Below are 22,428 nucleotides of genomic sequence, written 5' to 3'. Positions count from 1 at the left end.
AACTGGCGATTCTAAAGCACATCACCCACATGACGCGCCGTCAGCGCACGGCGTCCACGCCGATTCTGCATGCCCCGATCCGATTCCTCCCGAGCCGCCGATTCCGCCGCCGATCAGGCCGCTGATCGGACTACCCGGCAAGCCGCAAAGTCCGGTGCGCCCGAATCCGCCGCCGAAGACTTCGACCCGAAAAAGGTGCTGCGCCAGTTGCCGCACATGCCCGGCGTCTACCGTTATTACGACGCGCATGGCGCAGTGCTGTACGTGGGCAAGGCGCGCGACCTGAAGAAGCGCGTGTCGAGCTATTTCACGAAGACACTGCTGTCGCCCCGCATCGCGATGATGGTGTCGCGGATCATGAAGATTGAAACGACGGTCACGCGTTCGGAAGCGGAAGCGCTGCTGCTTGAGAACAATCTGATCAAGGCTTTGGCGCCGCGCTACAACATCCTGTTTCGCGACGACAAGTCATATCCGTATCTCAAGCTGACCGGGCATCAGTTTCCGCGCATGGCCTATTACCGCGGTTCTGTCGACAAGAAGAACCAGTATTTCGGACCGTTTCCCAGCGCGTGGGCTGTGCGTGAGAGCATTCAGATCCTGCAGCGCGTGTTCCAGTTGCGCACCTGCGAAGACTCCGTATTCAACAACCGCACGCGGCCTTGTCTGCTGCATCAGATCGGACGATGCACGGCGCCCTGCGTCGGCGCGATCACCGAAGAAGACTATGCGCGCGATGTGTCCAATGCGTCGCGGTTTCTGCTCGGACGTCAGTCGGAAGTGATGAAAGAGCTCGAGCAGAAGATGCACGCATTCGCCAGCGAACTGAAGTTCGAGCAGGCGGCTGCCGTGCGCAATCAGATGAGTTCGCTGTCGACGGTGCTGCATCAGCAGGCCATCGAAGTCGGCGGCGACAGCGATGTCGACATTCTGGCCGTCGTCGCGCTCGGCGGACGCGTCTGCGTGAATCTCGCGATGGTGCGCGGCGGACGGCATCTCGGCGACAAGGCTTACTTTCCGACGCATGTCGAAAGCGCGCTGACGGCGGACGAGGGCGGTCTCGAAGACGGTGACGGGCTGGCGCTGGCCGAGTCTGCATCGGTGATCGATGTCGAAGCGGAACTGGGTGAAGAATCCGATGAAGCACTGAGCGTCGACGTAGCGGCTTCGGAAGCAGGCGCCGACGAAACCAGCGAGTCCGAAGAAGTCGCCGCCGATACAGACAAGAAGCCGCATCGCACGCCTGGAATCGAATCCGAAGTGCTCGAAGCGTTCATCGCGCAGCATTACCTGGGCAACCGGGTGCCGCCCGTGCTCGTGGTCAGTCATGCGCCCGCGAGCCGCGAACTCGTCGACCTGCTGATCGAGCAGGCGGGCCACAAGGTCACGCTGCTGCGGCAGCCGCAAGGGCAAAAGCGCGCCTGGCTCGCGATGGCTGAGCAGAACGCGAAGATCGCGCTTGCGCGGCTGCTGTCCGAGCAGGGCTCGCAACAATCGCGCACGCGCTCGCTGGCCGACACGCTGTCGCTCGAATGCGAAGACCTCGCCCATCTGCGCATCGAGTGCTTCGACATCAGCCATACGATGGGCGAAGCAACGCAGGCGTCGTGCGTCGTATTTCATCACCACAAGATGCAGTCGTCCGAATACCGGCGCTACAACATCACGGGCATCACGCCCGGCGACGACTACGCGGCGATGCGTCAGGTGCTCACGCGCCGCTACGAAAAGATGGTCGCGCAGGCGGCGGCCAACGCGAACGACGAAGCAACCGAGTTACAGCCGGAAGCGGCCGACGATCCCGCCGCCGCGCCCGAAGGCGCGGAACCCGCCGCTGCGGGCGGCCAACTGCCGAACATCGTGTTGATCGACGGCGGCAAGGGTCAGGTCGAGATCGCGCGTCAGGTGTTCAACGAACTCGGGCTGGATCTCGGCATGCTCGTCGGTGTGGCGAAGGGCGAGGGCCGCAAGGTCGGTCTCGAAACGCTCGTGTTCGCGGACGGCCGGCCGTCGCTCGAACTCGGCAAGGAAAGCGCGGCGCTGATGCTGGTCGCACAGATCCGCGACGAAGCGCACCGCTTCGCGATCACAGGCATGCGTGCGAAGCGCGGCAAGACGCGGCAGACGTCGCGGCTCGAGGAGCTGGAAGGCGTCGGCGCGAAACGCCGTCAGCGGTTGCTCGCGCGCTTCGGCGGCTTGCGCGGCGTGGTGGCGGCGAGTATCGACGATCTGGCGAGCGTCGAAGGCATCTCGCGTGCGCTCGCCGAGCAGATTTACCGCCAGCTGCATTGATGCGCGGCCCGGGCGCGCCCGGAAGCCTCCCACACTCTCGCGGCGGGGCGTTGCTTGTGGCTCGCCCGGTGAACCGGCACAATTGCATCTCTTATCTCAGAACGTAGCGCCTGCCCCATGCCGTTTAATTTTCCGATCTTCCTGACGTGGCTGCGGATTGTGTTGATTCCGCTCGTGGTGGGTGTGTTCTATCTGCCGGACATGATGCTGAGTCCGATGCACCGCAATCTGGCCGCGGCGACGATCTTCATTCTCGCGGCGCTGACCGACTGGTTCGACGGCTTTCTCGCACGCAAATGGAATCAGACGTCGGCCTTCGGCGCGTTCCTCGATCCCGTCGCCGACAAGCTGATGGTGACGGCTGCGCTGCTCGTGCTCGTGCAGCTGTCGCGTCTCGACTCGGCGATCGCGCTCGTGATCGTCGGCCGCGAGATCGCGATTTCGGCGCTGCGCGAATGGATGGCGCAGATCGGCGCATCGAAAAGCGTTGCCGTGAATTCGCTCGGCAAGTTCAAGACGGCCTGCCAGATGACAGCGATCCCGATGTTGCTGTTCTATGGCCCGCTGTCGTTCGGCGCGTTTTCGATCGACACGCGCGTGTGGGGTTTGTGGCTCATCTATCTCGCTGCGTTCCTGACGATATGGTCGATGCTGTACTACATGAAGCTCGCGTGGCCGCAGATTCGCGAGCGCGGCGGAATGGCGTGACGAACGCGTGGCAATCGAGAGGGTACTAAAATTTTGAATCTCTCGTACAAAAAGAGTTGACACGATTCCGCGCCTTCTACATAATCTCGTTTCTCCGGTGCACGCGCTAACAAACAGCGCGAAACACGGGAGAAAACAGCAGCAAAATGCGGGAGTAGCTCAGTTGGTAGAGCGCAACCTTGCCAAGGTTGAGGTCGCGAGTTCGAGACTCGTCTCCCGCTCCAGCTTTTAAAGCAGCGTGTTGCGGCAAGCAGTAAGCGAAACGTTGCAGTAGCAGTAAGTGGCAGATTTATGCGGGAGTAGCTCAGTTGGTAGAGCGCAACCTTGCCAAGGTTGAGGTCGCGAGTTCGAGACTCGTCTCCCGCTCCAAACACAGGGGGAAGCCAAGCTTCCCTTTTTGTTTGATGCTTCGGAAGAAGCGTTGAACACCGTTGACCTTGATGTCGTGTTATCGGGGTTGATGTAAAGAAAAATCTGCGAGCCGTTGCAGATGCAACTGAGTACGGTTCAGCAGTCCGCTTGTGGCGCGATAGCAAAGCGGTTATGCAGCGGCCTGCAAAGCCGTTTAGACCGGTTCGACTCCGGTTCGCGCCTCCAGAAGCAAAGAAAAGCCCCGACATGTCGGGGCTTTTCTTTTTTCATCGCGTATTTTTCGCGTGTGGTGATTCGTGCAGTCGTTCTGCGGAAGAGGGCGTTGTCCCGCCTGTGCATCGTCCGATCGCCGCGGCATAATCGACTGCTTCGCCATCCTGTTCAAAGCAACGCCATGACCGGGCAGCAACCTATGCAAAGCAAAGCCGCTTCTCCTATCGAATGGCGCTGGAAGGCCTTCGACGACCTGACCAGCGTCGAAGTCTACGACATGCTCGCGGCACGCGCGGCCGTCTTCGTGATCGAGCAGAACTGTCTGTATGGCGACGTCGACGGTCTCGATACCGAAGCGTGGCATCTGCTTGCGTATGGCCAGCAGGCACGCGACAAGCGCGCGCCCCTGGCGGGATATCTGCGTGTGCTGCTGCCCGACGGTGAGGATGCCGATATTCGCATCGGCCGCGTACTGACGACCGTCGATTTCCGCGGACAAGGCCTCGGCCGCGCGATGCTCGAACAGGTGCTGGCCCACATCCACGCGCAGTGGCCGGCCACGCCCATCCGCCTGCACGCGCAGGCGCATCTGCAAGCGTTCTATGGCGCGTTCGGCTTCGAGCCCGTTTCCGACGTGCACGAAGAAGATGGCATTCCGCATGTCTGGATGCGTTCTGCCTGACGCTTACCGCGTCTCAATGGTGATTGGCGTGCAGCGCGCTTGATGACGTTTGCATACGAGCCGCCGCTGTGACGTCCGCATGTTTCTCATCGCGCAGACGAGCTCGCGCGGACAGTCTCATCCAATGACGTAATGCGAGCAGTGCGCCGATCACGCTCATCATCGAACCAGGAATCCATAGCAACAGTCCGCCGATCTGCTGATCGCGCATCGGACTGAGCCAGGTGAAAGCGCGTCCGCAGATCGAATAAACGGGATACAACTCTCGCGGCGAGAAGAAGATGAATGCGCCGAGCACGATCTGCGGCGGGATCGCGGCGACGACGATCAAGATCCGGCGACCCGGCGCGAGCCGTGCCGGCGGCGCCGGTCGGGAATCGAGCACGAGCCACCAGAACATCAAGCCGTCGATCACCATGCTCCAGTTCATCACGCGATACAGCCGCCAGTCGAGCATCGCGACGAAATGAATCGGCGAGAGCAGCCAGAAATAGATCAGTCCAACGAACAGAACGACGGCGACGACGGGATGAAACAGCACGTCGAGTGTCGCGTGCGTCCAGCGTGTCTGCAGCGCGGGACGCAGATAGCGTTGCCGCCACGCGAACGGAATGCCCGCGCGCAGCGCCGCGCCCGGATACGACAGCGCGATGAAGAACGGCCCGAGATGATGCAGCACCAGATGCTGCGCGCGATGCATGAAGAACTCATGCTCGAAGAAATAGTCGAGCCGCGTATGCAGCGCGACATAGAGTGCCGCTAGCCCGAACCAGAACGACAGTTGCCGCCCCAGCGAAACCTTCGCCTTGCGCACGCCGCGCGCAAACAGCACGGCGGCGAGCAGCATCGCGATCACCACGGTCGGCGACGGTTCCCAGGGTTCGAGCCAATAGAGCAGGTTCATCGCGTCAGTTCGCGCAGGTTCACCCGGCGTTACTTGGCTGCAGCGGGCGATTTCACGGCAAACGGCGCATCGAGTATTTCGCCGTCGGAGAACTGCAGCTTCAGATGAACGGTGTCGCCGGGCGCGATCTTGTGCTTCGCTTCTTCGAGCATCACGTGATAGCCGCCCGGTGCAATCGATGCCTGACCATGCGCGGGCACCGTGAGCTTGTCGACCATCACCATTTTTTGCGTCGATCCGTTCGATACCGTCTGATGCAGCATCGCGCTGCCGTAGTCGGCGCTCGACACGTCGACGAGATCGATCGGCTTGTCGCTCGAATTGGTGAGCGTGACGTAGGCGGCAGCGGGCAGATTGTTCGGCAGCCAGCGGACCCATGCGTTCTGCACGGCGATGGCCCGCTTGCTGTCCGCGGCGTGCGCCGCCATGCTGCCTGTCGCGGCAAAGGCGAAAGCGGCGGCGCAAAGCAGCGTGTGAAGCGTCGAAAGCGTTTTGATTCGTTGTGTCATGGTGAGCCTGTGAGAAATCAGGATTGGTCTTCGATGATACGGCGCACGTCCCTCGCGATGACGTCGGGCGTGTCGTGGTCCGTGGCGAGCAGACGCGCGCGGTTGTGCGCGTCGAAAATGTAGACGGCCGAACTGTGCGTCACTTCGTAGTTGCCATTCGGTTCGCGCTTTTCCATCTGATATGCGACGCGGTAGTGCCGCGCCATGTTCTCGATCTGCGCGTCCGTGCCCGTCAGTCCCCGCGCATGCTGCGGATCGAATGCGCCGACATAGTCGTGCAATGCCTTGGGCGTGTCGCGCGCAGGATCGACGCTGACGAACAGGATGCGCACCTTCCGCGCGTCCGGTCCGAGTTTGTCGATGACCTGCATCAGACGTCCCATTGTCTCCGGGCAAACATCCGGGCAATGCGTGTAGCCGAAATAGACGAGCGACGCACGGCCTTTGAGCGACTCCGCCGCCACAGGTCTGCCGTCGTCGCCCGTCAGCCTGAAATCGAGATCGGGCAGGTGACCGCTGACGTCCGTCAGTTGCCATGGCTCGCTGTGCTGCGAGCATCCCGCGCCGCCGAGCGTAGCGCACAGCGCGATGGCCAGCGCCGTGAGGCGCCGTCGCAAGGAAGCGTGTGAGGCGAGGGAGCGCAAGTGGAACACCAATGCTTTCGGGAACAAAGGCAGTTTCGACGACTCGATTTAGAACGGAACGCAAACTGCGCGCCGCGACGGGTACAACCGGATCGCGCGCCGCGTTATTCCACGGCGGGCGCCGTTGCGACTCTATCGCAATTTGCCGCGCGTCGTTGTACCGTGGGCTTTTGAGGCGGAAAGCGAGTCAATATGCCGCAGCGCAATGAAAGGCGGCTGTAGCGGGATTGTGCGGAATTTGCATTCCGCTTCGCCGACGGGCGGCCTGGATCGCTCGCCCGCGCTCGCCGAAAACTCACTTTCTCGAAAAAACGACCGATGCGCGGTAAGATGCGCACACTTTTCCGGCTGCAAGCGGCTGAGAGGCAACGTACACCGATGCAAGCACTTCCCGCTTTTCTGTCTCCGAGCGAGACAGCGTTTTTCTTCGATTTCGACGGCACGCTCGTCGATCTGGCACCCACACCCGACGGCGTGCTCGTGCAGCCCGAGGCGATCGTCTTGCTCGCCGAGTTGCGGCGTCTGACGAACGGCGCGGTAGCGATCGTGTCGGGGCGGGGCATCGACAGCATTGACCAGTTTCTCGGCATGCCCGATCTGCCCATCGCCGGCCTGCACGGCGCCGAGCGGCGCGACGCGAACGGCGACACGCAACGCGTCGGCTTTAACGACGAGCGGCTGCTGCGCATGGAGCAGATTCTCGCGGACGTCGTCAACGCGAATCCCGGCATGCTGCTCGAGATCAAGGGCGCGGCCCTCGCGCTGCATTACCGCAATGCGCCCGATCGCGAACCGGTGGCGCGCGGAGCGACGACCCGGCTCGTGGCCGACTATCCGGACGCGTATGTGCTGCAACCGGGAAAGATGGTCTACGAAATCAAGCCGAAGGACGTCGACAAAGGCCGCGCACTGCGCGCATTTCTCGACGAGCCGCCGTTCACGGGCCGCACGCCGATCTTCGCCGGCGACGATCTCACCGACGAAAAAGGCTTTGCAGTCGTCAACGATCACGGCGGCCTGTCGATCAAGGTCGGCGGCGGCGACACCATTGCGCGCTCGCGCATCGGCTCGGTAAACGCGCTGCTCGCATGGCTGTCGGAGATCGTCGCGGCGGCGCGCAGCGCATGACGGCATTCGTTTGGCGCTTCGCCCCCATTCAGTACGGAAACCACGCGACATGAGCCGATTGATCATCGTATCGAACCGCGTCGCGCCGATCTCGGAAGGCGGCCCGGCGGCGGGCGGCCTGGCCGTGGGCGTGTACGACGCATTGAAAGAAACGGGCGGCATGTGGTTCGGCTGGAGTGGCGACGTGCTCGGCTCCGGTCAGCCGCAGATCAAGGTCGAAGAACGCGGCCCTGTGACGTTCGCGACCATCGGTCTCGTGCGCCGCGACTACGATCAGTACTACCGCGGCTTTTCGAATGCGACGCTGTGGCCCGCGTTTCACTATCGGCCGGATCTGCTGCAGTTCGACCGGCACGATTTCGAAGGCTATTGCCGCGTGAACACGTGGCTTGCTCAACAGCTGGTGCCGTTGCTGCGTGAAGACGACGTGATCTGGGTTCACGACTATCACCTGATCCCGTTCGCGCAGGCGTTGCGCGCGGCCGGCGTGAAAAACCGCATCGGTTTCTTCCTGCACATTCCGTTTCCCGCGGCGCAGGTGCTGCTGGCCGTGCCGCCGCATCGCGCGCTCGTCGAAGCGCTCTGTTCGTTCGATCTGCTCGGCTTCCAGACGAAGCCGGATCTGCGCGCGTTCTGCGATTACATCGTCAACGAGGCGGACGGATCGGTCGAAGCAACGACGCATGAACAGGCGCCGACCGTGGTGCACGCATTCGGCCGCACGTTACGCGCGGCTGCGTATCCGATCGGCGTGTATCCCGACGAAATCGCCGAACTGGCGAAAGCGGGCGAGGGCGACAAGCCCGTGCGCACGATCGAGGCGACGCTGCACGCGCGCAAGCTGATCATGAGCGTGGACCGGCTCGATTACTCGAAGGGGCTGGTCGAGCGTTTTCGCGCGTTCGAGCGGCTGCTGGAGCACTCGCCGTCATATCGCGACAAGGTGTCGTTCCTGCAGATCGCGCCGCCGACGCGTTCCGATTTGCACGCCTATCAGGAAATCCGCCTGCAGCTGGAAGGCGAATCGGGACGCATCAACGGGCGCTTCGCGGAACTGGACTGGACGCCGATCCGCTATATCCATCGACAGTACGAACGGCCCGTGCTCGCGGCGCTGTTCCGCACCGCGCATGTCGGCTACGTGACGCCGCTGCGCGACGGGATGAATCTCGTCGCGAAAGAGTACGTGTCCGCGCAGGATCCGGAAGATCCCGGCGTTCTGGTGCTGTCGCGTTTCGCGGGCGCCGCGCAGGAATTGACGGGCGCGCTGATCGTCAATCCCGTCGACATCGACGGCATGGCGGATGCGCTCGGCACGGCGCTGTCGATGCCGCTCGCCGAACGCAAGGCGCGCTACGTCGACATGATGGCGCAGCTGCGCGAGAACAACGTGTCGGTGTGGCGCGACAACTTCATGCGCGACTTGCAGCGCGCGCCCGACGCGTCGACGCAGTCGGTGAAGGAAACTGCGCAAGGGTGAGATTCCCGGTCGTACACCGATAAAAAAAGCCGCTTCGAATCGAAGCGGCTTTTTTGTTTGCGGGCCCGTCAGTGCGGAGCCAATGCTTTACGCCACGTGCTGCTCGTCGAGCTTCTTGCCGCCGACGTGCAGCGTCGAATGCTTGCCGAACTGCTTGGAGAGCAGGTCGCGATACAGTCCCGGGCGATTGCGCAATTCTTCGGGGCTGCCGTCGTCGATGACTTTGCCCGCGCTCATCACGATGATGCGGTCGAAGTTGTGCAGCGTCGACAGCCGGTGCGCGATCGCGATCACCGTGCGGCCGACCATCAGCCGGTCGAGCGCCTTCTGGATCGCTTCCTCGGACGCGCTGTCGAGCGCGGAGGTCGCTTCGTCGAGCAGCAGGATCGGCGCGTTCTTGAGGATCGCGCGCGCGATCGCGATGCGTTGGCGCTGACCGCCCGACAGCTTCACGCCGCGATCGCCGACGATCGTGTCGAAGCCTTCCGGCATCGCTTCGATGAAGTCCGTGCAGCGGGCATCGCGCGCGGCGGCGAGGACTTCGTCGCGCGTCGCCTCGGGGCGTCCGTAAGCGATGTTCTCGTAGACGGTACGGTGCAGCAGCGAAATGTCCTGCGGCACCAGCGCGATCGTGTGGCGCAGGCTGTCCTGCGTGATGCCGCCGATTTCCTGGCCGTCGATCATGATCCGTCCGGCCTGCGTGTCGTAGAAGCGTTGCAGCAGCGCGAGCACCGTCGACTTGCCCGCGCCCGACTTGCCGATCAGGCCGACGCGCTGGCCAGCCGGAATGTCGAGATCGAAGTGATCGAGAATCGCGCGGCGCTTCGGATAGGCGAACGTGACCTTGTCGAACGTGACGCGGCCGCCTTGCGGCACGAGTTCGGTTGCATCGTTGCGATCAGGCATGCCATGCGGTTCGAGCAGCGTCTTCACAGCTTCGGCGAGACGCGCGATGTGCTGCGTCACGTCGACCAGCGCGACGGCGAGATCGCGCGTGCCGTGCAGGATCGTGAAGCCCAGCGAACTGACAAGTACGATGTCGCCCGAGGTCGCCTTGCCCTGATCCCACAGCCACAGCGCCCAGCCGAGCAGACCCGCCGACAGCAGCGCCGTGATGACCGCGTGCAGCAGGCGCAGCTTTTCAAGGTACAGCAGGCTCTGCTGCCGCGCGACCATTTCCGACTTCACCGTTGCGCCGAAGCGCTTCTGCTCGCGAAACGTCATGCCGAAGGCGCGCACGAGGCCCATGTTGCCGATCACGTCGACCAGTTCGCCATCGACGGCGGCCGCCTTGGTCGCGAAGTTGTGGTGGCGCGCGGAACCGCGTCCCGCGAGCTTGTACAGCACGACGGAGAGAATCGCCGAGCAGGTCAGCAGACCGAGCGCCATCAGCGGATTGACGGTGACGATCATCACGATCGCGCCCGCGACGGCGATACACGGCGGCAGCACGTTCCACGCAGTGGTGTTTTCGGCCGTGTAGACGGCGTTCGACGTCGCCGTGATCCGGCTTGCCAGCGTGCCCGGCTGTTTTTCTGCGTAGTAGGTCGGCGAATGGCCCGTCAGATACTGGAAGAGGTCTTTGCGCAGGTCGCCCGTGACGGCGACGAAGGTATGCGCGGCGACCCAGCCGCCGACGCGCCACAGCAGGTTGTCGGCGGCGATCAGGCCGACGAGGATCGCGAATGCGCCCCACAGCGGCCCCGGATGATGACGGCCCGCACCGAGCACGTCGATCAGATGCTTGATCGCGTACTGCGAAGCGAGTGCACAGCCCACGGCCGCGAATACGCTGCCAAGGACGACCAGATGGGCGACCGGATGGCGGCGAATAAAGCGGAAGAGGAACGCAAGCGGCCGGTTCGCATAGCTCGCGAGCTTTGCGTTATGGGCGTTTCGCTGGGCGATGGTCAGATGTTCCAATTGTTCGTTTGATCGGTCGGTTTGAGACGGTCTGAATCAGGGTTCAGGTCGTGCAACGGTTGTGCCTGGGAACGGCCCGTAACACCAGCGTAGGACTCGCATTGTAAACATGCAAAAGCCATTTCGCATGGCGGGACGGCCAATGAGGGCGCGATTATTTTCGCGACACGATGCCGGTAAGGTTTCCACGCTTGACCCGCGTCTGGCCAAGTGGTTCACGTCGAAGACGTGTATTTCCAGGATATAATTACAGATTGCATACGCAGCCGGCGCAATGCGGACCAAAAGATGGGCCCCTACATGCGCAGTCAGGTCTTCGGACCGTCGACACTCGGCTTGTGGCGCCAGCGCCGATGCAGGGCTCCCAATGTAGAACGCCTTGAGAAAACAAGGGTTTGCAGAGTGTTTCGCGTTTGTAACAACGTAAAGACTTTGAAATGTGGGGGCCGGTCCGACAGACAGGCATTGATAATGCGTGCTCGGTCGCGTCAGGAAATATCTGACAGTTTGTCAACGTCCGTTCATCAGCCGCGTTTACGGCATGAGCACAGTCTTTGACATTGACCCAAGCTGGCGCCTTACCAAGCGATCCATCGCAGGAATTTCTCGAAAGAATCAGGCTCGTGCCGGTGCGGCCTCAAGCTGCATGCCGAACCGAGCGCCCTGGCGAGCAAGCGAAGTCGCTTTTTCCAAACTGCAGTCTTTTTGCCTGATTTTTTACGAGGAGTTTTCCACTATGCGAATCGCTCAAATCGCTCCCTTGCACGAGGCGGTTCCTCCCAAGCTCTATGGCGGCACGGAACGTGTCGTGTCGTACCTGACGGAAGCGCTGGTTGAGCTGGGACACGACGTGACGCTCTTTGCGAGTGGCGATTCGCAAACCTCCGCGAAGCTCGAAGCCTTCTGGCCGCAAGCGTTGCGTCTGGACCCGACCATCCGCGACGTGATGGCGCCGCACATGCTGCTGCTCGAAGAAGTGCGCCGACGTGCAGAAGAGTTCGACGTGCTGCATTTCCACATCGACTACTACCCGTTCTCGCTGTTCGCACGCCAGCCGGTGCCGTTCCTGACGACGATGCACGGCCGTCTCGACCTGCCCGAACTGCAGCCCGTGTTCAACACGTTCAGCGACGTGCCCGTCGTGTCGATCTCGGACAACCAGCGCCAGCCGCTGCAACAGGCCAACTGGCTGTCGACCGTGTATCACGGTCTGCCGGAAAACGTGCTCACGCCGATCCCCAACGTCGAGCCGGGCTACCTCGCATTCCTCGGCCGCGTCTCGCCAGAGAAGGGCCTCGACCGCGCGATCCGTATCGCCGGCCAGGCGGGCATGAAGCTGAAGGTCGCCGCCAAGATCGACAAGGCTGACCGCGCCTACTACGAAGAAGTGATCAAGCCGCTGATGGCGCTGCCGCACGTCGAGTACATCGGCGAAATCGGCGAAGCCGAAAAGCGTGAGTTCCTCGGCAACGCGCATGCACTGGTGTTCCCGATCGACTGGCCGGAGCCCTTCGGTCTGGTGATGATCGAAGCGATGGCTTGCGGTACGCCCGTGATCGCGTTCAAGCGCGGTTCGGTGCCGGAAGTGATCGAAAACGGCGTGTCGGGCTTCGTCGTCGAAGACGAAATCAGCGCCGTCGCAGCCCTCAAGCGTCTGGATCAACTGCCGCGCGCAGCTGTCCGCAAGGCGTTCGAAGACCGCTTCTCGTCGAAGGTGATGGCGCAGAACTACCTGAACACGTACGAAGAACTGCTGCGCGCGAAGCGCCGCACGGTGCTGCGTGAAGTCAACGCAGGCTGATCTTTTTCATCGAAGACTGCGCCGTCCCGGCGCGGTCTCCACGATGTCCCGGCAACGCCCCGCATGTGTCGAACACGCGGGGCGTTGTTGCATTTGCGCTGCACGTGGATGCGAACGACGCGCGGAATGCGCCGAAAGTGTGTGTTCGCGGTCCGGCAACCGTGAGACGAATCCGTAATATCCCTATAATGGCCGTGCCGCAAATCCGGCGCAGCCCGGTTCATACGAGGAGATTGCTTTGGCGAGAACGAAACAGACGCGTGCGAGTGCGGCGCCCGGCGCCGGTACGTTGTTCGCGCTTCGCGCCATCGGTCTCGTGATCCTTGCTCGCTGGGTTTTCTCGATGGGCGAGATGGAACCGCTGACGGCGCTGCAGGCGATGGCCTCGTCGCCGTGGGCCTGCATCAATCTCATCTTTCTGTTTCTGCTGATCTTTCTGCCTGGCGCGAAGCCGCGCGCCGAGCGGCCGTTTCATCCGCTGCCGCAATGGCTGCGTCAGGCGCTGCGTCTGTTCGCTTTTCTCTGTCTGCTGTTCGCGGTCTGGTCCGTCGGGGCCTTCGTCTGGGCGGCGGGTTGGCGGCGCGCCTTCAATGCCGTCGCGGCGACCAACGGCTGGCTGATCGCCGCGCCCACGCTCTATGCCGTCGTCGTGTGGATCTGCCGTCCGCGTGCGCTGTGGCGCACGAATATCGCGGCACGCCGCTTTGCGGTAGGGCGCTTCGCGATCTCGATCGATGCTGTCACGCGCACGGCGGTGGTCTGGGCGGAAAGCCGCAAGCTCGGCCAGTACGATGCGCGCGAACTGTCGCTGCGCTGGCAGGATGGTATGCATCGCACGGCAGGCATGGCGCGCGCCGCGCACGCCGTCGATCTGTCGGGCGCGCAGCCCGCGACGGTGCCGCCCATTTCGAATGGACACGCGACGCTGGAACGCGCTGGCGTCGGCGGCTTGCTACGGCGTCCGAAAATTGAACTGATGTGGGATTCGCCCGCCGCTGCCGGCCACAACCGGCAGACGGTATTCAGGACGCCGCTTTCGACGGAAGGCGATCGCGTGGCCGCGCGCGCACTGGAAGCGCATCTGCGTCAAGCCTAGTACTTCCGGGCGCGGTGCTCGCGCCCGTCTTTCGGCGCTGCAAAACACCAACCGCTTTCATCGATCATGGAGGAGTCCATGCTGATCCGCTGGTTGCTGGCCGCTGTTCATCTGCTGGGTTACGGTTTCGCGCTTGCGGCGATCATTGGGCGCACACAGGGGCTGCGACGCCTGACAGGGCCGGCCGATCTGCCACGCGTGTTTCTCGCGGATAACGTCTGGGGCATCACGGCCGTCGTTCTGATCGTCACGGGGCTGACGCGCGTGTTCGGCGGCTTCGAGAAGGGCGCCGGCTACTACCTGCACGAGCCGCTCTTTCACCTGAAGATGACAGCGCTCGTGCTGATCCTGATCCTGGAGGTTGCGCCGATGATGTCGCTGATCCGTTGGCGCGCTGCCGTCAGGAATGGCGAGTCGCCGGATCTCGCACGCGCCGGCCGGTTCGCCCGCATCGGGCACTGGCAGTCGATTCTGCTCGTTGTGATGGTGTTCGCCGCGACGGGTATGGCACGCGGCATAGGCGCGGGCGCTTCATAAGCGTAGTGCTTCGCTGCCGGTTCACGGCAGGCCGGGCGCGAATTCGGTTCGCAAGCTCGTCACGCGACGAAACGAAGCCGGGAAAGAAGCCCGAAAAGAAAAAGGCCCGAACGTTTCCGTCCGGGCCTTCTTTTCTTCGAATTTGGTGGGTAGTACTGGGATCGAACCAGTGACCCCTGCCGTGTGAAGGCAGTGCTCTACCGCTGAGCTAACCACCCGAAGAGCTGTGCATTATGTCAGCTCTTTTAGACTTCGACAAGCACTTTTTAAGCAATTTGCGCATCGGCGTTTGCGGACGCGTCTTCCGCAGCCGGTTGCGTGCGCCACACGCTGGTTCCCTTCAACGCTTTGTCGAGGTCGTCGAGCAGGGCTTCGTGTTCGGAAAGCTCCTCTTCCGACGCAGCCAGCACCACGAGCTCGAGCGTATCGAGCTTCACGCGCTTCGTGCCGCCGGCTTCGCCCGCTGCCGCTTCGCCGATCATGTCGATCACGAGGCTCTCCTGGCCGCGTGTCATCGCGAGGTACACCTCGGCGAGCAGTTCCGAATCGAGCAGCGCGCCGTGCAGCGTGCGGTGCGCGTTGCTGATGCCGAAGCGGTCGCACAGCGCGTCGAGCGAATTGCGCTTGCCCGGGAACATCGACTTCGCGCGCACGAGCGTGTCGATCACCTCGCCGCAATGTTGCGAGAAGGGCGGCAGGCCGAGCAGCGCGAACTCGGCGTCGAGAAAGCCGATATCGAAGGGCGCGTTGTGGATGATGAGTTCCGCATCCTGCAGGAAATCGCGCAGCTCGTCGGCGATCTCGGCGAACTTGGGCTTGTCGCTCAGGAATTCCGTCGTCAGGCCGTGGACGGCCAGCGCGCCCGGATCGCTGTCGCGTTCCGGGTTCACGTAGAAGTGCAGGTTGTTGCCCGTCAGCCGGCGATTCACCAGTTCGACGCAGCCGATTTCGATGATGCGGTCGCCCGTTCTCGCATTCAGTCCTGTCGTTTCCGTATCGAGGATGATTTGACGCATGTCGGTATTGCCTGCCTGTGTTGATGCGTGAAAAGAATAGGGTGCTCGTTGCGGATGCGCCGCCGCGAATCCGTTATAGATCCGCCAGCGACGCGACGCCGCGATTGGCGAGCGCATCCGCGCGCTCGTTCTCCGGATGGCCTGCGTGACCTTTAACCCAGCGCCACTCGAGTTGATGCTGCTGTGTGAGCGCGTCGAGGCGCTTCCAGAGGTCGGCGTTTTTCACGGGCGCTTTCGCGGCCGTCACCCAGCCTTTTTTCTTCCAGCCGTGAATCCATTCGCTGATGCCTTTCTGCACGTATTGCGAGTCGGTGTGCACGACTGCCTTGCACGGGCGCTTCAGCGCCTCGAGCGCGGCGATCACGGCCATCAGTTCCATCCTGTTGTTGGTCGTGTTCGCTTCGCCGCCGAACAGTTCCTTTTCCTGCGTGCCGTAACGCAACAGCGCGCCCCAGCCGCCGGGGCCGGGATTGCCCTTGCAGGCGCCGTCGGTGAAGATTTCGATCTGGTCAGAACTCATTGGGTCTTGTTGCGGGTATTGGGTGTGGCGGCGGGTGCCAGGCCGGCCGCGAGCACGGGTTTCTTCACTTTGAGCGAACCGACGAGACGCATGCCGCGCACTCGCTTGATGGCCGTGACCATGTAGACGGCGCCGAAAATCGGCCACCACCGGTCCCCGGCCGCTTCCATGAACTGATAGCGCGACAGCCATTTTTCGCCGACGAGGGGCGGACGATAGCAGCCGAAGCGTCCGCGTTCAAGGTCGAAGCCGAGCAGCTTGATCCAGTCTTTCAGGCGGGTAAAAGCGATCAGGTCGTGCGCGGCGGGCACGAACGGCCGTCCCGCGACCTTGCCGAACGACTGCCGCGCACCCCACAGCGACAGCGAATTGAAGCCGAGAATGATCAGCTGGCCTTCGGGCATCAGCACGCGCTCGGCTTCCCGCAACAGCCGGTGTGGATCGCGCGTGAACTCGAGCGTGTGGGGCATCACGATCAGGTCGACGCTCTGCGCCTCGAACGGCAGGTCGAGCAGGTCGCACCAGACGGCGCTGCGACCGACCGGCGCGTGACGCTCGGGCAGGCCGCCCGCCACGCCGCGCGGAAACGTGTACGGCGCGCTCGCGCCGCTTTCCGCGTCGAGCACGAGACCGCGGCCCGGCATGCGGTTTTCGCGGAGCGCGTCGAGCTGCGGCAAGCCTAGTTGCAGCGCGTGGTAGCCGAATACGTCGGACACGACGCGGTCGAGCTGCGCCTGCTCCCACTCCAGCACATAGCGTCCAGGCGAGGAGGTAGTCCAGGCAGGCCAGTCTATAATCGATCGGTCAGACATGTTGAAGAATGCGTCGCCTATGAAATCGCTCGAGTACGTGCCCGTCCCGGCGTTTGATGACAATTACATCTGGGTCGTGTCGGATGGCCATCATGCCATCGTCGTCGATCCGGGCGACGCCGCCCCGGTGAAGGCTTATCTGTCAAAACGGGGATGGCGGCTGAGCGCTATTTTACTCACCCACCATCATGCCGACCACGTCGGCGGAGTGGCCGATCTGCTGAACGGCCAGGATGTGCGTCGGGATTTACCCGTCTATGGGCCCGCCGGCGAGACGATCCCCTGGCTGACGGTGCGCCTCAAACAGGGCGACACCGTGCACATCGCCGCGCCTTCGCTCGATTTCACGATCCTCGATGTCCCCGGTCATACGAGCGGCCATATCGCGTATTTCCAGGCGGCCGACCCGCACAGCGCGCCCCACGTGTTCTGCGGCGACACGCTGTTCGCCTGCGGCTGCGGCCGGCTATTCGAAGGGACGCCCGCGCAGATGCTGACGTCGCTCGACGCGCTCGCCGCGCTTCCCGGCGAAACGGAAGTGCACTGCGCGCACGAATATACATTGTCGAATATCCGCTTCGCGCTCGCGTGCGAGCCGGACAATGCAAAGCTGCAAGCCTGGCGCGACGAAGCCGCGGCGCTGCGGGCGCGCGATGTCCCGACGCTGCCTACCACAATCGCCCATGAGCGCGCCGTCAACCCGTTTCTGCGCGCGGGCGAAGCGTCCGTGCAGGCGACGCTCGCCGAGCAGTTGCATGAATCGGTGCCGGACCGGCTGGCCGCGTTCACATTGATGCGAGAGTGGAAGAACAGGTTCCGCTGACCGCTCAGCGCATGGGGGCATGCTCATCCGAATCGTAGAAACAAACGCCAAGCCTAGGATTTCGCAGACTTTTTCACATCTTTCTGATTGACGGGAACGACGCACTTTCGTACTATCGGCTGCAAATTCCAGCCCCTTTGGAAGCCGAGACGTTCATGAGATTCATCTTTTGCGCGTTGTTGGTCCTGACGCTCGCCGCCTGTGCGAGCCAGGGGCCTACGACGAATAGCCTTTCCACTGCTTCCAATCCTGCCAATCAGCAAGCCGTAGCCGACGCCCTTCGCAAGACCGCCACCGCCAAAGAAACCATCAACGTCGACCAGGGTTCCGTCGACCAGTTGACGAGCGCGGACAGCGATCTCTGGGGACGTATCCGTCGTGGTTTTCAGATGCCCGACCTGCAGAGCGACCTCGTCGACATGCAGGCGAACTGGTACGCGCAACGCCCGGACTACGTTCAGCGCATGACCGAACGGTCGCAGAAGTACCTGTACCACATCGTCGAAGAACTCGAAGCGCGCCATATGCCGACGGAGCTGGCGCTGTTGCCGTTCATCGAATCCGCGTATAACCCGCAGGCGCTGTCGGTCGCGAAGGCGGCGGGCATGTGGCAGTTCGTGCCTGGCACGGGCCGCACGTACAACCTCAAGCAGAACATGTGGCAGGACGAGCGGCGCGACGTGCTGGCGTCGACCAGCGCCGCGCTCGACTATCTGTCTCGTCTGCACGATATGTTCGGCGACTGGTATCTCGCGCTCGCCGCGTACAACTGGGGTGAGGGCAACGTGCAGCGCGCGATCGCGCGCAACGAGGCAGCCGGCCTGCCGACGGACTACCAGAGCCTGCGCATGCCGATGGAAACGCGCAACTACGTGCCGAAGCTGCAGGCAGTCAAGAACATCGTGATGAACCCGCAGGTCTTCGGGCTCACGCTGCCGTCCATTCCGAACCACCCGTACTTCGTGACGGTGACGACGTCGCACGACATCGACGTCGACACGGCGGCGAAGCTCGCGAACATGACGCCCGACGAGTTCCGTTCGCTGAATCCGTCGTTCAAGAAGCCGGTCATTCTCGGCGCGACGCAGCCGCAAATCCTGTTGCCGTTCGACAACGCCAGCGCGTTCGAGCGCAACCTGAAGTCGTACACGGGTTCGCTGTCGTCGTGGACGACCTACACGGTCACCGAGCGCAGCCGTCCTGCCGCGATCGCCGAAAAGATCGGCGTCGACCCCGACACGCTAATGGCCGTGAACAAGATTCCGGCGGGCATGCGCCTGAAGCCGGGTTCGACCATCGTCGTGCCGCGCGCCGATGACGACGACGAAGACATCAGCGCCGACGTCGCCGAAAGCGCCGTGCTCGCGATGGAGCCGGACGTGCCCGACACGCGCAAGATGCTGATTCGCGTGCGCCGCAAGCAGTCCATGGCATTGCTCGCCGATCGCTACGACGTGTCGATCGGCCAATTGAAGGCGTGGAACCGGACGAAGCGCGACATGGTGATGCCGGGTCAGGTCATCGTCCTGCACGTGCCCGTCGGCAAGGCAATGCCGAGCGAGCCGGGCCCGCAAAAGCTGGCGACGGTGCCGGTCGGCGGCGGGGTGGAGAAGGCCAGCGCCCAGGTCGCAGACACGCGTTCCGAATCGCGCTACGATAAGAAGCGAGGCCGCGGCCACACTGGCGTGGTGAAGGTATCGGAACCGGTCGCGAAGCCTACTGCCGCAAAAGGCAAGGTGACGAAGGTTTCGACCGAAGCGGCCGCCAAGGCGTCGAAGGCCGATTCCGGTAGCCGCCATAAGGTCTCGGCCAACGCGAAGAAGGGCAAGTAAACAACGGCGGCCTTTCCGAGGGTGACCGAACATGCGTTGCGGGGGCAGCGCATGAAGTGCGCTCCGATCTTTCCTCGATTTCCAGAACGCCGTCACTTCAGGTGACGGCGTTTTTCGTTTTCAACCCGGTGTTTTCCTCTGACGTTCCCCGTACGCGAAGCGCGGTCTTGGCGCCACGATGGACACGATTCCGTTATCGTTCACCCTCGTGCCCGCCGGGCCTATTTGCTGATGCATCATGTTCTCGACGCCGCTTCGTGTCTTTCTGCTTTTCTCAGCCGGTTACTTCATCTCGTATGTGTTTCGTGGCGTGAATCTCGGCTTTGCGCCGCTGATCACCCATGAGCTCGGGTTGTCGGCCGCCGATCTCGGTCTGCTCACGAGTCTCTATTTTCTTGGCTTCGCAGGCGCGCAACTGCCTGCCGGCGTGTTGCTCGATCATTACGGTTCGCGTCGCGTGACTGCGGGCATGCTGCTGTTTGCCGCGGCGGGCATCGGTGTGTTCGGCGCGGCCCACGGCGTCGGCACGATGATGGCGGGGCGGCTGTTGATCGGTGTCGGCGTGTCGGTGTGTCTGGGCGGCGCGTTCAAGGCGCTCGCGCAGCATTTTCCGGCGGCGCGTCTGCCGCTGATCAATGGGCTGGTGATGGCCGTCGGTGGTCTGGGCGGCGTCGTAGTCGGTTCGCCGTTGACGTGGGTGCTGACTTTCGCGAGCTGGCGCAGCGTCTGTTTCGCGCTCGTGGTCCTCACGATCGCCGTCGCGGCCTTGCTTTGGGTGTTTGCGCCTGAAAAGCAAGAGACGCGTCATCAGGCCAGCCTCGTCAGCCAGTTCAAGGGTACGTGGCACATCCTGCGCAGCGCGGCGTTCTGGAAGATCGCGTCGTTCTCGGTCGTCACGCAGGGCGTGTTCTACGCGATGCAATCGCTATGGGTGGGCGCGTGGCTGCGCGACGTATCCGGTTTCGGCTCGCATGAGGCGGCTGCATTCGTGTCCGTGCTGGGTTTCGCGATGATGGCCGGCTGCGTGGGCTTCGGCGCGGCGGCCCGCAGCATGGAGCGCCGCGGGCTGTCGCTGTATGCGTTTTGCGGCGTCGGCATGGCGCTGTTCGTGATCACGCAACTGCTGATCATGCTGCGCGCGCCGCTGCCCGCGGGCCTCCTGTGGGCGGCTTACGGGATTTTCGGCGGCGTCGGCATCCTCAGCTATGCGGTGCTGGCGCGCCACTTTCCGCCTCATCTGATCGGCCGCGCCAATACGACGCTGACGCTGATCATTTTCCTGCTGATCTTCGGTTTTCAGATCGGTGTCGGCGCGGTGCTGTCGCGCTGGACGCCTGTCGACGGCCACTATCCGGCCGCCGCGCATCTGACGGCGTGGGGCATTCTCGTCGCGCTGCAACTGGCGAGCGCCGTCTGGTACGTACTGCCGAGCCGCGTGCTCGCCAAAGACCCTGCGCCCATTCACGCCGAACATCAGCCGTAAGTTGCGGGGCGTATCCTGATAAGGCGAAAGAGGGCCGCGAAGCCAGCCTTTACAGCACGCTGCTTGCGCCCCGAGCGGTCGGGCGGGCACTGTTCGCCCGCCCGTCGCCATCTCGGATTTGAAGAGAAGGGTCGTTTCAGGCTATAATTTCAAGGTTTGAGCTTATCAACCCGCACCCTAGCGCCTACCTCTCCCACACCGTTCATCCGCCGCGTTTCGTTGTAGTTCCGGTCGTATCTTCGTGAATACCCCGGCTACCGTCGCCAGCGGCCCGCAACCAGCCAGTCCGCCTACACAATGGGTCGACTGCCAGCTCTGCGGCGCCCGATGCGACTTCCTGCGAACAGCGACAACGCGAGCGAGCCTGCGCGCGCATCCTCAGATGCGCCTTGCCGCGGCCCGCACGGTCGGATAGACAGGTCGGCAACAGGGTGTTCCCCCAAGGAGTCTCCCGTGTTGCCGTCATTTTCTCCCGCTCTGCTCGCGCTCGCCGACGGCACGGTCTTTCGTGGTTACTCGATCGGTGCGCCCGGCCATACGATCGGCGAAGTCGTCTTCAATACCGCCATCACCGGTTATCAGGAAATCCTGACCGACCCCAGCTACGCGCGCCAGATCGTCACGCTGACGTATCCGCACATCGGCAACGTCGGTGTGAACGCCGAAGACGTCGAAGCTACGAAAGTCCATGCCGCCGGCCTGATCATCCGTGATCTGCCCATCCTCGCGTCGAACTTCCGCATGGAGCGCACGCTCCCCGATTACCTGAACGCGGAAGGCGTTGTCGCCATCGCCGGCATCGACACCCGCAAGCTGACGCGTGTGCTGCGCGACAAGGGCGCACAGAACGGCGCGATTCTCGCAGGCTCGGATGACGAAGCGAAGGCAATCGAACTCGCGCGCTCGTTCCCCGGCCTCGCGGGCATGGACCTCGCGAAGGTCGTGTCGACGCAGAAGCCGTACGAATGGAAGCAGACGGAATGGCGTCTCGGTAGCGGCTACGGCATGCAGAACACGCCGCGCTACCGTGTCGTCGCCTTCGACTACGGCGTGAAGTACAACATCCTGCGCATGCTGGCCGAACGAGGCTGCCACGTTACCGTGCTGCCGGCGCAGTCCACGGCGGCCGACGCGCTCGCGCTCAACCCGGACGGCGTGTTCCTGTCGAACGGTCCCGGCGATCCTGAGCCTTGCGACTACGCGATCGCGGCGACCAGGGAATTCATCGAGCGCGGCATTCCGACCTTCGGCATCTGCCTCGGCCATCAGATCATGGGTCTCGCCGTCGGCGCGAAGACGATGAAGATGAAGACGGGCCATCATGGCGCGAACCATCCCGTGAAGGATCTGGAAGACGGCCGTGTGGTGATCACGTCGCAGAACCACGGTTTCGCGGTCGACGCCGACACGCTGCCCGCGAACGCGAAGGTCACGCACGTGTCGCTGTTCGACGGCACGCTGCAGGGCTTCGCGCTGACGGACAAGCCGGCTTTCTGCTTCCAGGGTCACCCGGAAGCGTCGCCCGGTCCGCACGACATCGCTTATCTGTTCGACCGCTTCACGGCGTTGATGGATCAGGCGAAGGGCCACAAGTCGGCGGCGGCATAAGCCCAGCTCGCGACTAGCGACGGGAATACGGCGCGCCCCGCGACG

Annotated in this window: 19 protein-coding genes and 4 tRNA genes; 15 read left to right on the top strand and 8 right to left on the bottom strand. The window is 63.1% G+C overall.

The window, feature by feature from the left end; translation table 11 throughout:
- Positions 1–69 precede the first annotated feature (69 nt).
- The 6 genes from uvrC to FRZ40_RS06485 all read left to right on the top strand — a co-directional run bounded on the left by uvrC (position 70) and on the right by FRZ40_RS06485 (position 4,267).
- Positions 70–2,292 (top strand): excinuclease ABC subunit UvrC, encoded by a 2,223-nt coding sequence (uvrC, locus tag FRZ40_RS06510; RefSeq protein WP_147233673.1) that lies wholly within the window; start codon positions 70–72, stop codon positions 2,290–2,292.
- A gap of 117 nt (positions 2,293–2,409) precedes the next feature.
- Positions 2,410–3,000, top strand: coding sequence for a CDP-diacylglycerol--glycerol-3-phosphate 3-phosphatidyltransferase (pgsA, locus tag FRZ40_RS06505; protein ID WP_012400260.1), 591 nt, complete (start codon positions 2,410–2,412; stop codon positions 2,998–3,000).
- A 148-nt stretch (positions 3,001–3,148) separates the two neighbouring features.
- Positions 3,149–3,224 (top strand) — tRNA-Gly (locus tag FRZ40_RS06500).
- Between the two features lie 69 nt (positions 3,225–3,293).
- Positions 3,294–3,369: transfer RNA gene (locus tag FRZ40_RS06495), tRNA-Gly, on the top strand.
- A 154-nt stretch (positions 3,370–3,523) separates the two neighbouring features.
- Positions 3,524–3,597: transfer RNA gene (locus tag FRZ40_RS06490), tRNA-Cys, on the top strand.
- Positions 3,598–3,784: 187 nt separating this feature from the next.
- Entirely contained in the window at positions 3,785–4,267 is a 483-nt protein-coding gene (locus FRZ40_RS06485; protein ID WP_147233672.1) for a GNAT family N-acetyltransferase, read from the top strand.
- Positions 4,268–4,280: 13 nt separating this feature from the next.
- Here the strand turns inward: FRZ40_RS06485 and FRZ40_RS06480 are convergent, their stop codons facing one another.
- From FRZ40_RS06480 to FRZ40_RS06470, 3 genes are read right to left on the bottom strand one after another with little or no spacing between them, the layout of a single operon-like run.
- Positions 4,281–5,171 (bottom strand): cytochrome c oxidase assembly protein, encoded by an 891-nt coding sequence (locus FRZ40_RS06480; RefSeq protein ID WP_147233671.1) that lies wholly within the window; start codon positions 5,169–5,171, stop codon positions 4,281–4,283.
- Positions 5,172–5,200: 29 nt separating this feature from the next.
- Complete coding sequence (locus FRZ40_RS06475; protein WP_028367703.1) at positions 5,201–5,680, bottom strand: copper chaperone PCu(A)C; 480 nt, start codon at positions 5,678–5,680, stop codon at positions 5,201–5,203.
- 17 nt (positions 5,681–5,697) lie between these two features.
- Positions 5,698–6,297: an SCO family protein gene (locus tag FRZ40_RS06470; protein ID WP_240057101.1), complete on the bottom strand. Its 600-nt coding sequence runs from the start codon at positions 6,295–6,297 to the stop codon at positions 5,698–5,700.
- A 405-nt stretch (positions 6,298–6,702) separates the two neighbouring features.
- Here FRZ40_RS06470 and otsB point away from each other — a divergent pair, with 405 nt between their 5' ends.
- Together otsB and otsA are read left to right on the top strand one after the other, a co-directional pair.
- Entirely contained in the window at positions 6,703–7,452 is a 750-nt protein-coding gene (gene otsB / locus FRZ40_RS06465; RefSeq protein ID WP_147233669.1) for a trehalose-phosphatase, read from the top strand.
- Positions 7,453–7,501: 49 nt separating this feature from the next.
- A complete protein-coding gene (gene otsA / locus FRZ40_RS06460; RefSeq protein WP_147233668.1) occupies positions 7,502–8,932 on the top strand; it encodes an alpha,alpha-trehalose-phosphate synthase (UDP-forming) in 1,431 nt (476 codons plus the stop codon).
- Between the two features lie 87 nt (positions 8,933–9,019).
- Here otsA and FRZ40_RS06455 read toward each other — a convergent pair whose 3' ends face one another.
- The gene (locus tag FRZ40_RS06455; protein ID WP_028367707.1) at positions 9,020–10,855 is read right to left on the bottom strand and encodes an ABC transporter ATP-binding protein; all 1,836 of its coding nucleotides are present in this window, start codon (positions 10,853–10,855) and stop codon (positions 9,020–9,022) included.
- A 736-nt stretch (positions 10,856–11,591) separates the two neighbouring features.
- On the opposite strand from FRZ40_RS06455, the gene FRZ40_RS06450 reads away from it, so the two are divergent.
- The 3 genes from FRZ40_RS06450 to FRZ40_RS06440 all read left to right on the top strand — a co-directional run bounded on the left by FRZ40_RS06450 (position 11,592) and on the right by FRZ40_RS06440 (position 14,289).
- On the top strand, positions 11,592–12,656 hold the full coding sequence (locus FRZ40_RS06450; RefSeq protein WP_028367708.1) for a glycosyltransferase family 4 protein: 1,065 nt from the start codon (positions 11,592–11,594) through the stop codon (positions 12,654–12,656).
- Positions 12,657–12,894: 238 nt separating this feature from the next.
- Positions 12,895–13,752 (top strand): hypothetical protein, encoded by an 858-nt coding sequence (locus FRZ40_RS06445; protein WP_147233667.1) that lies wholly within the window; start codon positions 12,895–12,897, stop codon positions 13,750–13,752.
- Positions 13,753–13,830: 78 nt separating this feature from the next.
- Complete coding sequence (locus FRZ40_RS06440) at positions 13,831–14,289, top strand: DUF2214 family protein (protein ID WP_147233666.1); 459 nt, start codon at positions 13,831–13,833, stop codon at positions 14,287–14,289.
- A 143-nt stretch (positions 14,290–14,432) separates the two neighbouring features.
- Here FRZ40_RS06440 and FRZ40_RS06435 read toward each other — a convergent pair.
- The 4 genes from FRZ40_RS06435 to FRZ40_RS06420 form a co-directional block, all read right to left on the bottom strand.
- Positions 14,433–14,507, bottom strand: a tRNA-Val gene (locus FRZ40_RS06435).
- Between the two features lie 48 nt (positions 14,508–14,555).
- On the bottom strand, positions 14,556–15,305 hold the full coding sequence (dnaQ, locus tag FRZ40_RS06430) for a DNA polymerase III subunit epsilon (protein WP_147233665.1): 750 nt from the start codon (positions 15,303–15,305) through the stop codon (positions 14,556–14,558).
- Between the two features lie 73 nt (positions 15,306–15,378).
- Positions 15,379–15,825 (bottom strand): ribonuclease HI, encoded by a 447-nt coding sequence (rnhA, locus tag FRZ40_RS06425; protein ID WP_028367712.1) that lies wholly within the window; start codon positions 15,823–15,825, stop codon positions 15,379–15,381.
- On the bottom strand, positions 15,822–16,637 hold the full coding sequence (locus FRZ40_RS06420; protein WP_147233664.1) for a class I SAM-dependent methyltransferase: 816 nt from the start codon (positions 16,635–16,637) through the stop codon (positions 15,822–15,824). Before FRZ40_RS06420 ends, rnhA begins: the two co-directional genes overlap by 4 nt.
- A 19-nt stretch (positions 16,638–16,656) precedes the next feature.
- Here FRZ40_RS06420 and gloB point away from each other — a divergent pair, with 19 nt between their 5' ends.
- The 4 genes from gloB (at position 16,657) to carA (ending at position 22,383) form a co-directional block, all read left to right on the top strand.
- Positions 16,657–17,460: a hydroxyacylglutathione hydrolase gene (gloB, locus tag FRZ40_RS06415; protein WP_028367714.1), complete on the top strand. Its 804-nt coding sequence runs from the start codon at positions 16,657–16,659 to the stop codon at positions 17,458–17,460.
- Positions 17,461–17,615: 155 nt separating this feature from the next.
- Entirely contained in the window at positions 17,616–19,292 is a 1,677-nt protein-coding gene (locus tag FRZ40_RS06410) for a transglycosylase SLT domain-containing protein (protein ID WP_147233663.1), read from the top strand.
- Positions 19,293–19,530: 238 nt separating this feature from the next.
- A complete protein-coding gene (locus FRZ40_RS06405) occupies positions 19,531–20,775 on the top strand; it encodes an MFS transporter (protein ID WP_147233662.1) in 1,245 nt (414 codons plus the stop codon).
- A 453-nt stretch (positions 20,776–21,228) separates the two neighbouring features.
- On the top strand, positions 21,229–22,383 hold the full coding sequence (gene carA / locus FRZ40_RS06400) for a glutamine-hydrolyzing carbamoyl-phosphate synthase small subunit (protein WP_147233661.1): 1,155 nt from the start codon (positions 21,229–21,231) through the stop codon (positions 22,381–22,383).
- The last annotated feature ends 45 nt before the right edge of the window (positions 22,384–22,428 follow it).

The sequence above is a fragment of the Paraburkholderia azotifigens genome, assembly GCF_007995085.1.
Classification (GTDB): Bacteria; Pseudomonadota; Gammaproteobacteria; order Burkholderiales; family Burkholderiaceae; genus Paraburkholderia; species Paraburkholderia azotifigens.
The sequence above is the reverse complement of the archived record's forward strand: the minus strand, read 5'-3'. Positions and strand labels throughout refer to the sequence as shown.